This window comes from Pedobacter sp. T50_32 (assembly GCF_057652195.1).
The window spans coordinates 506,187-520,699 of record NZ_JBYFBY010000003.1 but is presented as its reverse complement, the minus strand read 5'-3'; the positions used below and the strand labels follow the sequence as shown (position 1 = coordinate 520,699).

The window sequence follows — 14,513 nt, the reverse complement described above, 5'->3', positions numbered from 1 at the left end:
AAAACAATAAAAATGAGACATAATTTTGGAGCTGGTCCATGTATTTTACCGCAAGAGGTTTTTAAGCAAGCTTCTGCTGCAGTATTAGATTTTAAAGACGGATTATCAATTTTAGAAATCTCCCACCGCTCACCTGAATTTGATGGTGTTGTAGAGGAAACTGTGAAATTGGTAAAAGAACTTTTGAATGTACCTTCCGGATATTCCGTGCTGTTATTGCAAGGAGGAGCGAGCCTGCAATTTTCTATGGTGCCACAGAATTTACTGCCAGAAGGCGGTACTGCTGCGTACTTAGATTCGGGTGTTTGGGCAAGCAAAGCGATCAAAGAAGTGAAACACTTTGGTAAAGCTAACGTAGTAGCTTCTTCAAAAGATGCCAACTATACTTTTATTCCTAAAGATTATGTAATTCCAGAAGATAGTGCTTATTTCCACTACACTTCTAACAATACAATTTACGGTACCGAGTTATTCGAATTGCCGGTAACTAAAGTTCCTGTGGTTTGCGATATGTCATCAGACATTATGAGCCGCGAAATTGATGTTGCCAAATATGATATCATTTACGCTGGTGCGCAAAAAAATATTGGTCCTGCTGGTTTAACGGTAGTGATTATCAAAGATGAGATTTTAGGTAAAACTGGGAGATCAATTCCTTCTATGTTAGACTACAAATCGCACATTGATGGTGGTTCTATGTACAACACACCGCCAGTATTTTCTATTTACACTGCCATGTTAAACTTAAGATGGTTAAAATCTAAAGGTGGCGTTGCCGAAATGGAAAAGGAAAATATTGCGAAAGCAAGAGCTTTGTATGCTGAGATTGATAGAAACACATTGTTCAAAGGAACTTGCGCAGTAGAAGATCGTTCTCGTATGAACATTTGTTTCGTAATGGAAGATCCAGAATTGGAAAAACCTTTTGCTAAATATGCAGATGAGAATGGTTTTGAAGGTTTAAAAGGACACAGAAGTGTAGGTGGTTTTAGAGCATCGATGTATAATGCACTGCCAATTACAAGCGTACATGCGCTAATAGATTTAATGCAAAGTTTCGAAGAACAACACAAAAAATAAAAAATGGCTAGAATACTTGCCAATGATGGCATAGATCCAATAGGAAAAAAATTATTAGAAGATGCTGGTTTTACAGTTGATACACAGACTGTTCCTCAAGACCAACTAATTGCTGCGTTGCAAAATTATGATGGTTTAACCGTTAGAAGTGCAACCAAAGTTAGAAAAGACGTTATTGATGCTTGTCCGAACCTTAAATTAATAGGTAGAGGTGGTGTTGGTATGGATAATATCGATGTAGAATATGCACGTTCGAAGGGAATTACTGTAGTAAATACACCTGCGGCTTCATCTTTATCTGTAGCAGAATTGGTATTTTCTCACTTGTTTACAGGTGTACGTTTCTTACAAGATGCTAACCGTAAAATGCCTGTAGAAGGTGGTTCTAAATTTAACGACCTTAAAAAAGCTTACGCTAAAGGTATTGAGTTAAGAGGTAAAACTATCGGTATTATTGGTTTTGGTAGAATTGGTAGAGAAACTGCTGCGGTAGCTTTAGGTTTAGGAATGAACGTATTAGCTTACGATTTGTTCCCGTTCAGTGGTAACATTACTTTGAACTTAACTTTAGGTATTAAGGTTGAAATTCCGGTAACTACAGTTTCTCTGGAAGAGGTAATTGCAAACAGTGATTTTATCTCTTTACACACGCCATTCGCAGATAAACCAATTTTAGGTGCTGCTGAGTTTGCTGCAATGAAACAAGGTGTTGGTGTGGTTAACTGTTCTCGTGGTGGAACTATTGACGAGCCAGCTTTAATTGAAGCTTTAAACTCTGGTAAGGTTTCTTTCGCAGGTTTAGATGTGTTTGATAATGAGCCAACTCCAGCTGCTGCACTTTTGGCACATCCAAAAATTTCGTTAACACCGCATATTGGTGCTTCAACTAACGAAGCGCAAGAGCGTATAGGTACAGAATTAGCTAATTTGATTATTGATCATTTTAAAGGCTAGTTTTAATATATAATGATATAAAAAAGGCTCGTTGTAATAACAATGAGCCTTTTTCTTTATAAACATTAAGAAGTTAAGATTGCTTAATATCTCTTAATTCCTTAATGTTTCAAAATTACTTCATCGAATTCGTTAAAGCCCAGTACCTAAATCCCAAAATCCCTTTTTGAAAAGTACTCAGCTTCATTGGGTCTTCTTTATATAAAGACGGCATCACTAAATTATTGAACTTCACTAATGCCTTAAAAAACGCTCTCTTCATATTATAAAACTTTAATTTCGCTATGCGGCTCTTTAGCTTTAATTACCTTGTTTTTTCTATAGATAATGAAAACACAGACCGCTGTAGAAATAACAAACAGCACTAAAAAAAGTTGTAAGTAATCGGCACTTTTGCCAATTTTCTGATTATAAGTCAGCAGTTCTTCATTCTTCACTTGTAAATCTCTAATCGTCTTTTTGTAGCTGTCAATCCTCACTTGGCTATGGTCAATATTAGTTTTTACTTCCTGAAATTGAAGGTCTTTGTAATCTAACAACACCTTCAATTCGGTGAAAATGTTATTGTCGTTAATGGCAATTTGTCTTAAAATCTCGTTCGAATTTTTAATGTCACGTTTAGTTTGAAAACCGAAAATTCCAGTTCTTGCGGTTAAGCTTTCATCGTATTGTCCAAAACGAGCACTTCTTTCGGCCAACATGGCATTGATTTTATTGCGTTGTAGCTGGTATGCAGTAGTGTCTTGAGCGTAAATATTTAAGCCCCCAAAAAAAGGCAAGAGGAAGATAATTAGAGTCTTATTCATCCTTTTGCCTAATCAAAATTTATGCCTTGATTGCAAATTATATTCTATGATTTGATAAATTTTATTTTTTTACCTGCTATAATGACAAAATACACCCCATTTTTCAGTTCGTGGATGTCTATCTGGCTTCCTGATATTTTAACTTGTTTAACCTTTTGACCTAATGAATTGTAGATGATCGCTATTTGTTGATCATTCACGTTTGTAATATTGATGTAGTTAATGGCAGGGTTTGGATATACTGAAATGTTATTGTCATCAAGTGATAGATTAACACTTACTATATCGCTATAACTGTGGTTTCCATTAAAGTCGAATTGTTTTAACCTATAGTAGTTTACACCCGCTTTAGGTTGCTTATCTATGAAAGAATAAACGCTAGGAGTGTTATTTCCGGTTACAAAGCCAATTTTCTCAAATTGTTGTTCGCCATTTTTTCTTTCAACTTCAAAGCCTTTATTGTCTCTTTCCATTAGCGTTTGCCAGTTTAACGTAATGCTGCTAGCAGTTTTTTTTGCAGTAAAGCTATTGAGCTTAATAGGAAGTATCCAGTCTTCTTGTAATTCATATGCTCCAATATCTATTATTCCTCCAGTACTGTGATTATAAACTCTAGGATATCCTGCTAAATCTTTCGTTTGGCTACTGAGGCCATTATATAGGTCGTTACTTCCTGTATTAATGGCTATGCTATTTGGTTTCAAAGCGTAGTTGCCAGCAATTGTAGGTGCAGTTTGAAAAGATACTGGCGCTTTAAAAATAGAAGTAACAGTTAAATCAGTAGGGATATTATTGATGTTCCCAATAGTGCTTCCCTCTATTAAATTGTTGCTGCTGTCGAAATCTATGTTTCCTAATATCGATTGTGAAGTATTGGTACCCCATACAATGCTATTGTTTATTAACACGATAGGCTCTGTACTCAGGTTTGATATACCTCCACCATTTTGCGCCGAGTTTCCACTAATAGTTACGTTGGTAAGTTGCGGATAGGAATGATGCCAATTACGTATCCCACCGCCATGGAAACCTCCATTATTTCCTGTAATGGAGACATTGTGCAAATTCGGGGAGCCGTTCCAATTGAACATTCCACCTCCTTCGGAGCTTGAGGAATTACCACAAATAATTGTATTAGTTACCAAAGGCGATGAACTTATATTAGCTAGGCCTCCACCAACATCACTCGAATTCTCTGCAATAACTACTTTTGCGAAGGTGGGATAAGCATTTTCATTATATAAGCCCCCACCAGCTAGGGCTGCTGTATTCCATTTGATGGCGATATTATTTAAGCGCGGCGAAGAATACATATTTAGCATGCCTCCTCCGTATTGATGATTAATTTGCAGTTCGTTAACAATAGACCTGCTATCACTATTTGCATTGCCACCTATAATAGAAAGGCCATCTATAAGTGCATTTTCAACATCACCTACTGATAGAACGACGTGATAAGCCGGAGTGCCACCTAGTGTTTCTCCATTTAGTACCGTACTATTAACAAGATGGTTGCGATCAGTCATAGTAGGATTTCCAGTTGTTGGAAAACCGCCATATAGCTGTACATTCTTTACCATTAAGAATGTTGCATTTTCATTTTGGGTGATAGTGTTGGTGCTGGGATGTATGGTAGGCTTGTAGTTTCCTTCGGCTATATAAACTTTTAAAGGATTGTTCGCATTCCAAAGATTGGAATTTTTGTTAGCTTGTGCCCACTGTAATACGGTTGTTAAATTGGCAGCGGCATTCCAAGAAGCGCCATTACCTGTTGCATTTTCGCGTACATAAATGATGTTATTATTGGGCGTAATTTGAGCTTTTGCTTTATAAGTTAATAAACCTACAAGAACTGCTAGTACTTTTTTAATATTATTCATGTTGCTACTGCTAAAGTTTAATGAACTTTATTTTTTTGCCAGTTACGACAATAAAATACACACCACTTTTCAGCTCTTGTATATTTATTTGATTCATGGAAAGTTTAACCTCTTTAACCTTTTGCCCAGATACGTTATAGATGATGGCTGTTTGTTGCGGGTCGATATTTGTGATATTGATATAGTTGCTCGCTGGGTTTGGATAAATCGAAACAGTATTTTCGGCAAGTGATAGGTTAACACTTACTATATCGCTATAGCTATGGTCTCCGTTAAGGTCAATTTGTTTTAACCTATAGTAGTTTACGCCAGCTTTAGGGTGTTTGTCTACAAAAGAATAACTGCTTGGAGTGTTATTTCCGTTTATAAAGCCAATTTTCTCAAACTGTTGTTCACCATTTTTTCTTTCAATTTCAAAGCCTTTATTGTCCCGCTCCATTAGCGTTTGCCAGTTTAACATAATGCTGTTAGCAGTCTTTTTTGCAGTAAAGCTGCTAAGTCTGATGGGAAGTATAGGTGGATCTCCCTGAAATTCATAAGCACCTAAATCAATTATGCCACCATTGTCAAATTTGTAAACCCTACTTTTTCCTGCTAAATCTTTTGTTTGATTATCGATACCACTATATAGATCGTTGCTCCCTTTATTTATAGCTATACTGTTGTTTTTTAAATCGTAAAGTCCTGCAATTGTAGGAGCATCTATATGGGGTTGCGGAGTGACAAAGATATCTGTAGCTTTTAGTCCGCTGGGTATATTCGCTGTTGTAATGCCTTCAATTAAATTATGAACGCTAGAAGCATCGACAGGTCCGAATATGCTTGTCTCACTATTTCCCCAAATAATACAATTTAATAATGTGGGCATCGACGTGTCTTGGGTTTCTATTGCACTACCGCCAGCATTAGATCTATTTCCGCTGATGGTTACATTAGTTAAAATTGGTAAAGAATGGGCTGCGTTAAATATTCCACCACCCGACAAGTCGCTTAGGTTTCCGGTTATAGCCACGCTATTTAGCGTAGGGGAGGAATTCCAATTCCATATTGCCGCACCATAAAAACCTGCTTGATTACCCGCTATTGTTACATTTGTTAGGCTTGGTGATGAATGCCAATTGGCAATTCCTCCACCCATTGACGCGTAATGTTCAGCTATGCTTACATTATTTAACGAAGGCGATGAATAACGATTGCAAATTCCACCACCCATTTGCCCTGAGTTCCACCTAATAAAAACATTGGTTAGTTTTGGTGACGATGATACATTCAAAATCCCACCTCCGTCTGAATGACTAACCAGTTCTCCATTCACAAAGATATCAACATTCGTATCTGCGTGACCACCGTTTATTGCAAAACCATCTAAAAGTGCATTTTCTAGGTTGCCAACAGCAAGTACCACGTGATAAGCAGGGAAGGCACTAAGCGTTTCGCCATCTAGAAGTGTACCATTGTCTGTCCAATTTCGATCAGCTATTGTTGGCGTACCAGTATCTGGAAAACCGCCATATAATTGAACATTTTTAACCATTAAAAAGGTGGCATCTCTGCCACTTGTATGTGTGTTTGTGCTAGGATGGAAACTCGGTTTATGATGGCCTTTCGCTACATAGATTTTTAATGGGTCACCACTACTCCAGAGTTGATTATCCTTGTTCGTTTGAGCCCACTGCAGGGCTACAGCGAGACTGGTTGGTGTAGCCCATGAAGCACCATTTCCAATACCATTTTCCTTAACATAAATAATTTTGTTAGTGGGAACTACTTGGGCATTAACAATTAATGTAGAAACAAATAGAAATGCAATTACCCAAGTTATTTTAAAAAAATGTATCATGCTGTAAGTATGATTTTTATCATTTTAAGCTTTAATAAATTTGATTTTTTTGCCAGCTACGACAATAAAATACACACCACTTTTCAGCTCTTGTATATTTATTTGATTCATGGAAAGTTTAACCTCTTTAACCTTTTGCCCAGATACGTTATAGATGATGGCTGTCTGTTGCGGGTCGATATTTGTGATACTGATATAGTTGCTGGCTGGGTTTGGATAAATCGAAACAGTATTTTCGGCAAGTGATAGGTTAACACTTACTATATCGCTATAGCTATGGTCTCCGTTAAGGTCAATCTGTTTTAACCTATAGTAGTTTACACCCGCTTTGGGTTGCTTGTCTACAAAAGAATAAGTGCTTGGAGTGTTATTTCCGTTTACAAAGCCGATTTTCTCAAACTGTTGTTCACCATTTTTTCTTTCAATTTCAAAGCCTTTATTGTCCCGCTCCATTTGTGTTTGCCAGTTTAATGTTACCACATTCGAAGTTTTCTTTGCTGTAAAGCTGCTAAGTCTGATGGGAAGTACTCCGGTATCGAAAGTTTGCATAAAAACACCATTGGCATTATAGGTAGTGTAAAGTTGTCCAGTTTCTGAAATTACCAGAGAGATTTGGCTTAAACCTCCTGGAGAAAGACGATCTTGTTCTCCAACCAATTTCCAGCTATTGTTATGGAAGCGTTTGATCACCGCCCTGTTGTTCTGTGTTTTTTCAACATATCCGATATAGGGTGTACCATTACCATCAACTGCAATCGATATTGCCCTAGGGTCATGCTCGTCCTCCTCAACTTCACCTATCGAAACCCATTCTGGTCCCGATTTGTTGAACGAAAAATTGTCGTTGCCAATAATTTTTTTTGAAACCGATGCCTTGTTGGTTTCCAAGTTTTTGTAACCCAAAATTACATTGTTGTTGGGATCTACAGCTATTGAGGGAAGGGCGGTGCGAGATGTAGTCGCGTTTCCGGAGCCGATATTGGTCCAGATACCTTCGGTCCACCTAACAGCAGTAAGCTCATCATTGTTGTTAACGTAGGCAATTACCGGATTTCCTTGATTGTCAAAGGTGGTAGCGATACTTTTTGCAGGAGCTGAGAAGCCCTGTCCACCCAGATAGTCCCATGCTTGAGCGCTTTGGTTGTATTTCATGGTAGAAATCCTGTTTCCCCTTGCTTCATCCACAAATGTGATAAACATTTCACCGTTATGGTTTATATTCAAGAAAGGGTCTTTTACACCACCTTCAGAAAAGCCTGCTGTACCATGTACCTGCCAACTGTTGGAACCTTGATTGTACCTCATCACGGTAGCCTTTCTTCCCTGGTCGCCGTCGGAAAAACATACGAACGGTATGCCCTGGCGGTCAAAAGTCATCGAGATACCTTCAGTCGTGCCGGTAGAAAAACCTTCTGGGCCAATATTGCTCCATGTTGTTCCATTAAGTTTTTTTACTGCGGCTTTTCTTCCAGTATTTTCGATATAGGCAATATGAGGTGTCATGTTTCTATCCATTACAGTAGTAAAACGTTCTGTTCTTGTCGCATCAACTCCAGGGTTGTCGATCGTCTCCCAGATGTTGTTGTTCGGATTGAAAGTTCGAGTTGACATATACGGACGTACGTTCTTATCAGTGCAGATTAAGCTTATTTTTCCGTCGCCGTCGCTAAGTAATGTGTTTTCGTAAGTTATGCCAGTAAAATTTGGGGTGCCAACAAATTCAAAATACCCCATTTGCCTATTGAATTTTGCAACAGATAATCTTCGAATGCTTGAAGTTGCTATGCCAGAAACGTAGATGTTATCATCCTTGTCAATATGCATGAAAGTCTCATCTGTAATGCTCGAAAACAAAGTAGTAGCATCGGTCCAATTTTCGTCTGCACCCAAACGTTTAAGTGTTATTCCATTCTGATGCACCACACATACATATGGCATGTTCTGCTTATCAATATCAAAAAGGACATCTCTGGTGCCCGAGCCAATAAGAAGGCGACTACTAATGTTTTGCCATGTAGCTCCATTAAGTCTGCTGATCACTACGTTTTTTGTATTAGCAGCAAAATTTTGTGCATAACAGATAGTAGGCACATTATTAAGATCAATTACTAATTTGATATAGTCTGTATTATTTCTAATGCCTATAAACTGATTTCCAACGTCCGTCCATTCATTGTTTAGAAGCTTTTTTACGAAAATGGCAGATTCAGTGGATTGGTACATGATGTAGGGAACATCATTTTGATCCAATGCTAATGAAATGCGATTTGTTTGAAACTGTGAATATAAAGTACCATTGAAACCACCTAGCTGCTCAAACTGGTTGTTTGGACCAATTTTATACACCAAAATATTCCAGGGCGTGCCCCATTGCTTCACGGCAACTATGGGTATGCCGTCTTTGGTAATGGCTATGGCAGTAGCTATTGCACCGCCACTCATCGGCGAAAAAGACCGAATATCTTCCCAAATTCCTGTAGCTCTATTTAACTTTCTAACGTATACGGATGTGTATTGTCCGTGATAGGCCATGTACATATCACCATTGGTGTGTATCGCTGTCGATATGTTTTGCATCATGTAGTCTGAAGTAGACGTATTGTTCGGTAATCCAAGAGGTGTCCAGTTTTGCGCCTTACTCTGATTGGCTAGTAGTATAATAAAAATACAAACGAAAGTTGTAGAGATAAGGTAGCTGTTAAAACACCTTACAGCAAGTTTTTGAAGCATAAGAAATAGTTATTGTACATATAATTAGATGTACAAAAATATTTCATGGAATAGGTGTTTTTTATGGTACTGTTACCTTGCTTTTAGTTTAAGTAGTATTACTTAGAAGGTGTTAAGGATGAAACTCAACTCGTACAATATCATTCAGATGCAAACCTAATAAACCACTTGCTTTACCTTTATTGATGGCAATTTCCAAGTGATTACTGATGCCAAACAAGCAAAGTTTTTCGCCTTCCGGTACCTCATTGTAATGCCAACTTAGCTGTGTAATGGTCTCGCTCTTTCTAAAGTATAAAGTGAAATCGCGGTTACGCTGAACTTTGGTGAAAAGATCTTTGGTAATATTGGTAATTACGTTGTTAAAAGTATCTATGAAAATTACGCTGCCTCTTATGATATCTCGTTCTATCACAGGGTGTAAGAGCATTCGCTGTTCAATGTCATCAGCATGAATACCTATTTCTTTCAATTTGCCGCCTTTGGCTAAATGTACTGCAGCTTTTACTAGAATATCAACCAATGGGAAGTGTAAAAACTTCAAATCTTGAATGATATTTAGTTCTACCAATTCGTCGGGTTGCTCATCAAATAAGAGTGAAAAAATTCCGTTATCTGCGCCAACAAAATAATGGTCTTTATAACGCAGTGCCACATATTTAGTGTTCTCGTTAAAAACGGAGTCAATTCCAATTAAGTGAACCGTGTTTTTTGGAAAGTAGGTGTACGCGTTTTTCAGAACAAAAGCAGCATAAGAAATGTTGAAGGCAGGTACTTCGTGAGTGACGTCTACAATATTAACATTTGGTAGGATACTCAGGATACTGCCTTTCAAAGCAGCCTGATAGAAATCCTTCGAGCCCAAATCTGTCGTTAATGTTATGATCGCCATTAAAAATTAAATATTTATGCTTATTCTTGCGTATAGGTAAATTGCCTACAAATATTCAAATTTAAATCGAATTACAGAGGACGCAACTTAAAAAAGACAATATTTTGAGCGAAATAAAATTGATACTGGAGACCACCGATCAAATACAATTTTGGGGTGCAAATAATGAGCATTACGAATTAATCAAAGCTGCGTTTCCAAAGCTAAAGATCGTAGCTCGTGGAAATGAGGTGAAGGCTCTAGGCGACGAAGCCGAGTTGAAAAAGTTCGAAGAGAAGATGAATGCCTTGGTAGCTCATCTAGATCAGTTCAGGACTTTATCAAGTAATGATATTGACTCTATCTTAGGTTCTAAAAAGTCTAGCGAACCAACTACGGAAGCAACTACAGCTGCTCCAGTAGGCAGTGGCGAGGTAATTGTGTACGGAAATCACGGTTTGATGATTAAAGCTCGTACAGCAAACCAGCGTAAAATGGTAGATAGCATAGGTAAAAACGATGTATTGTTTGCTATTGGCCCTGCCGGAACTGGTAAAACCTACACTGCTGTTGCTTTGGCTGTAAGAGCGTTAAAGAATAAAGAGATCAAACGCATTATCTTAACGCGTCCAGCGGTAGAAGCAGGAGAGAGCTTGGGTTTCTTACCTGGAGATTTGAAGGAAAAGGTAGATCCATATTTACGTCCATTGTACGATGCTTTGGAAGATATGATTCCGCCAGATAAGTTAAAATTGTACCTAGAGAACAGAACTATTGAGGTTGCACCATTGGCATTTATGCGTGGACGTACCTTAGACAACTGTTTCGTGATTTTAGATGAGGCGCAGAACTCTACGGATTTACAGCTAAAAATGTTCCTTACACGTATGGGGCCAACTGCAAAATTCATTGTTACGGGAGATATTACTCAAATCGACTTGCCTAAAAAGGCACAATCAGGTTTACATAACGCACTTCGTATTTTAGGAGATATTAAAGGTATCGATATTATTTACCTAACGGGAGAAGATGTGGTGCGTCATAAATTGGTGAAGCAAATCTTGAAGGCTTACGGTGATATCCAGTAATGAAAAGTATCAGTTTAAATGATAGCTTAACTTTCGTAATCGAACCTATAGATAATAAGGTGAGATTGGTTGTCATAAAAGCTGATAAAGAACTTGCTTGCCGGAAAGAGCGTATATATAAGCTTAAAAAGTTTCTAGCTGGTGCAGAAAAACAATTATTCAAAGGTAGGCTTCAAATATTTAAATTAGAGCAGGAAGTGGAAGTTGTTGTAAATGGAAATGCAATAGGAAAAATTTCTATCCAGATACTTAGTAAACTTTTAAGTGCTGTTTAAATTTCCAACTTAGAAATACCGACAGTATAAAATAAAATGTCCGAAGATCAGTTTGAATATGCTGCCTTCGGACATTTTTATTTGGGCGTATATGTACAAACTCTAGTTAACTAACTTTTGGATGGCGTAGTGGAGTCTAGTTCTTGGTTTCCACATCTTATATCTCATTTCTAACATCCCAATACTCATATCTTTTTCCTATTTTTATGCCCTCATGAAAGCAGTAAAAGAAACCAAATTTACTTTCCCAAAACAGAGTAGTTTTTATAAAGGCAAAGTACGCGATGTGTATACTATTGATAACCAGTTAATGGCAATGGTTGTTACAGATAGAATTTCGGCGTTTGATGTCGTGTTACCCGAAGCAATTCCCTACAAAGGTCAAGTGCTTAATCAAATTGCAGCGAAGTTTTTATCGGCAACAAAAGATATTGTACCTAATTGGGTTTTGGCTACGCCAGATGAAATGGTTACAATTGGACGCATTTGCGAACCTTTTAAAGTAGAAATGGTAATTAGAGGTTACCTAGCTGGTCATGCCGCTCGTGAGTATGCTTTGGGCAAGCGCCAAGTTTGTGGCGTTGCTTTACCAGAGGGATTGAAAGAAAATGATAAATTACCAAAGCCAATTATTACACCAACAACTAAAGCAGCTGTAGGGCACGATGAAGATATCTCGAAGGAAGATATTTTGGCAAAAGGTATCGTGTCTTTGTCAGATTATGAGAAATTAGAGGCTTACACTCATGCGCTGTACCAAAGAGGTGTGGAGATGGCTGCAGAACGAGGTTTGATTTTGGTAGATACGAAATACGAATTTGGTAAGGTTGGCGATGATATTTATTTGATAGATGAAATTCATACACCAGATTCATCACGTTATTTTTATGCTGAAGGTTATGCCGATAGACAAGCTGCTAATGAACCTCAAAAACAACTTTCAAAAGAATTTGTACGTAAGTGGTTAATCGAGAATGGTTTCCAAGGTAAAGATGGACAAGTGGTACCAACCATGACCGAAGAAATTGTAGAATCCATTTCAGATCGTTATATTGAGCTTTACGAACAAATAACCGGAGAAGAATTTGTAAAAAATCCTTCGGAAAATATTTTAAATAGAATAGAAGAGAACACGAAAACTGCAGTTGAAAAGTTGTTGTCATAAATAGTTTTCAGTTGGCAGTTCGCAACATTAACCAATTAAACCATTATTCAGTTAACCAGTTAAAAAATTAAAACAGTTAACCCAAAAATAGAACTTATGAAATTTAGTGTAGATAAGCACGAGAAATATGTAGTGTTGAAATTAGAGGAGTCGAAATTCACTAACGATAATGCACCTGCTTTAAAATCGGAATTTGTACTGTTGAATACAGAAGGCTACAGAAATATTGTTTTAGATTTATCGGCTGTAAAAGAGTGCGATGATGCACAAGATTTAAGTGCATTACTTGCTGGCGATAGACTTTGTAAAGCTGCTGACGGTATTTTTATTGTGTGCTGTGTGAATAAAAGCATTGCACAAATTATCCAAATGTCAAACCTTCACCAATCTGTTACGTTTGTTAATAAACTAGACGAAGCAACAGATCTGATTTTCATGGAAGAGATAGAAAAAGAGCTTCGCGGAGGAGTGGACAAAGGGTAATTTTATTTAATGAAGTTTGAAGTAACGATTCTAGGTAGCGCTTCAGCTACACCAGTTTATAACAGAAATCCAACGGCGCAATTGCTTAACTGTAATGAGCGTCAATATCTGATTGATTGTGGCGAAGGAACACAGCAGCAGTTGATTAGATATGGATTTAAAGCTTCTAAAATAGATTTTATATTCATTAGCCATTTGCATGGCGACCATTTTTTTGGTTTGGTAGGTCTGTTATCGAGTCTGCACTTGAACGGACGTACCAAACCCTTACATCTTTTTGCGCCGCCGGCACTTAAAGATATTCTTGATCTACAGTTCTTGCATTCTGATACGCATTTGCGCTATCCCATTAATTTTTATGCTATTGATCCTGCTAAACCAGCCGTGATTTTCAAGAATAATGATGTAACTGTAGAAACAATTATTCTAAATCATCGTATTCCTTGTACTGGTTTTAAGTTTACAGAAAAGAAGCGTTTAAGGAAACTCATTGTAGAAAAATTAGAACAAGACGGAGTTCCAGTTGAATATTATCCAATGCTTAAACGTAGTGTAGATGTGGATTTGCCTAACGGAAGAAGCATTAAGTATTTAGATTATACTAAAGACTCTGCACAGCCAAAAGTTTATTGCTACTGCTCAGATACGATGTACGACGAGCGTTACTTTGCGCAGATAGAAGGAGCGGATACCTTATACCATGAGGCTACGTTTTTACATGAGATGCTCGATAGAGCAAATGAAACACATCATACTACCGCACAACAGGCAGCGGAAATTGCTACGAAAGTAAATGCAAAGAAATTGCTGATTGGTCATTTCTCATCACGATATAAAACTTTGGAAGGTTTGCTAGAAGAAGCTAAAAGTATTTTCGAGAATACCGAATTAGCCTTGGAAGGTAGAACTTTCGAAATATAGATTATTGAAGTTATAATCTTTGTTCTTTGCTAAAATCATCTTTTAAATACATATTAAACGTGTTTAGTTAATAATATGCTTAATATTGCTAACCTTGATTTTATTTATAATTTAAAATTAACTGATTTTCAATAATTTATGTTTAAGTTTGCATCATATTAAAAATAAATATAATGCAACAAGGAACAGTAAAATTTTTCAATGAGTCAAAAGGTTTTGGATTTATCGTACCAGCAAATGGTGATGCCGAAATTTTTGTCCATGTATCAGGTTTGATCGATTCAATTCGTGAGAATGATTCGGTAAGCTATGATGTAGAGCAAGGCAAAAAAGGCCTAAATGCAGTAAATGTTAAGATAAGCTAAGATATTATCCTTCATACATTGTTATAAGCATCCGCTAATTTAGCGGATGCTTTTT

14 protein-coding genes are annotated in these 14,513 nt (G+C 37.3%); 8 read left to right on the top strand and 6 right to left on the bottom strand.

Annotated features, from left to right (window positions below; genetic code table 11):
• The first annotated feature begins 12 nt into the window (after window positions 1–12).
• Entirely contained in the window at window positions 13–1,080 is a 1,068-nt protein-coding gene (gene serC, locus AC23ME_RS12900; RefSeq protein ID WP_487728179.1) for a 3-phosphoserine/phosphohydroxythreonine transaminase, read from the top strand.
• Between the two features lie 3 nt (window positions 1,081–1,083).
• Window positions 1,084–2,034 carry a D-2-hydroxyacid dehydrogenase gene (locus tag AC23ME_RS12895; RefSeq protein ID WP_487728178.1) on the top strand — a complete coding sequence of 317 codons (951 nt, stop codon included), beginning with the start codon at window positions 1,084–1,086 and terminating at the stop codon, window positions 2,032–2,034.
• Window positions 2,035–2,149: 115 nt separating this feature from the next.
• On the opposite strand, the gene AC23ME_RS12890 is transcribed toward AC23ME_RS12895, so the two are convergent.
• From AC23ME_RS12890 to AC23ME_RS12865, 6 genes are all read right to left on the bottom strand, one after another.
• A complete protein-coding gene (locus tag AC23ME_RS12890; RefSeq protein WP_487728177.1) occupies window positions 2,150–2,296 on the bottom strand; it encodes a hypothetical protein in 147 nt (48 codons plus the stop codon).
• A gap of 1 nt (window position 2,297) precedes the next feature.
• Window positions 2,298–2,840, bottom strand: a complete 543-nt coding sequence (locus tag AC23ME_RS12885; protein ID WP_487728176.1) for a hypothetical protein — start codon at window positions 2,838–2,840, stop codon at window positions 2,298–2,300.
• 44 nt (window positions 2,841–2,884) lie between these two features.
• Complete coding sequence (locus tag AC23ME_RS12880) at window positions 2,885–4,720, bottom strand: T9SS type A sorting domain-containing protein (protein WP_487728175.1); 1,836 nt, start codon at window positions 4,718–4,720, stop codon at window positions 2,885–2,887.
• A 10-nt stretch (window positions 4,721–4,730) separates the two neighbouring features.
• On the bottom strand, window positions 4,731–6,560 hold the full coding sequence (locus AC23ME_RS12875) for a T9SS type A sorting domain-containing protein (protein ID WP_487728174.1): 1,830 nt from the start codon (window positions 6,558–6,560) through the stop codon (window positions 4,731–4,733).
• Between the two features lie 24 nt (window positions 6,561–6,584).
• Complete coding sequence (locus AC23ME_RS12870; RefSeq protein WP_487728173.1) at window positions 6,585–9,290, bottom strand: T9SS type A sorting domain-containing protein; 2,706 nt, start codon at window positions 9,288–9,290, stop codon at window positions 6,585–6,587.
• 112 nt (window positions 9,291–9,402) lie between these two features.
• Window positions 9,403–10,182, bottom strand: coding sequence for an SAM hydrolase/SAM-dependent halogenase family protein (locus AC23ME_RS12865; protein WP_487728172.1), 780 nt, complete (start codon window positions 10,180–10,182; stop codon window positions 9,403–9,405).
• Between the two features lie 104 nt (window positions 10,183–10,286).
• On the opposite strand from AC23ME_RS12865, the gene AC23ME_RS12860 reads away from it, so the two are divergent.
• The 6 genes from AC23ME_RS12860 (at window position 10,287) to AC23ME_RS12835 (ending at window position 14,458) form a co-directional block, all read left to right on the top strand.
• The gene (locus AC23ME_RS12860; RefSeq protein WP_487728171.1) at window positions 10,287–11,249 is read left to right on the top strand and encodes a PhoH family protein; all 963 of its coding nucleotides are present in this window, start codon (window positions 10,287–10,289) and stop codon (window positions 11,247–11,249) included.
• The gene (locus AC23ME_RS12855) at window positions 11,249–11,524 is read left to right on the top strand and encodes a hypothetical protein (protein ID WP_487728170.1); all 276 of its coding nucleotides are present in this window, start codon (window positions 11,249–11,251) and stop codon (window positions 11,522–11,524) included. Before AC23ME_RS12860 ends, AC23ME_RS12855 begins: the two co-directional genes overlap by 1 nt.
• Window positions 11,525–11,738: 214 nt before the next feature.
• Window positions 11,739–12,689: a phosphoribosylaminoimidazolesuccinocarboxamide synthase gene (locus AC23ME_RS12850; RefSeq protein ID WP_487728169.1), complete on the top strand. Its 951-nt coding sequence runs from the start codon at window positions 11,739–11,741 to the stop codon at window positions 12,687–12,689.
• 96 nt (window positions 12,690–12,785) lie between these two features.
• Window positions 12,786–13,172, top strand: coding sequence for an STAS domain-containing protein (locus AC23ME_RS12845; protein WP_487728168.1), 387 nt, complete (start codon window positions 12,786–12,788; stop codon window positions 13,170–13,172).
• Between the two features lie 9 nt (window positions 13,173–13,181).
• Window positions 13,182–14,093 (top strand): ribonuclease Z, encoded by a 912-nt coding sequence (locus AC23ME_RS12840; RefSeq protein WP_487728167.1) that lies wholly within the window; start codon window positions 13,182–13,184, stop codon window positions 14,091–14,093.
• Between the two features lie 173 nt (window positions 14,094–14,266).
• The gene (locus AC23ME_RS12835; RefSeq protein WP_487728166.1) at window positions 14,267–14,458 is read left to right on the top strand and encodes a cold-shock protein; all 192 of its coding nucleotides are present in this window, start codon (window positions 14,267–14,269) and stop codon (window positions 14,456–14,458) included.
• Window positions 14,459–14,513 lie beyond the last annotated feature (55 nt).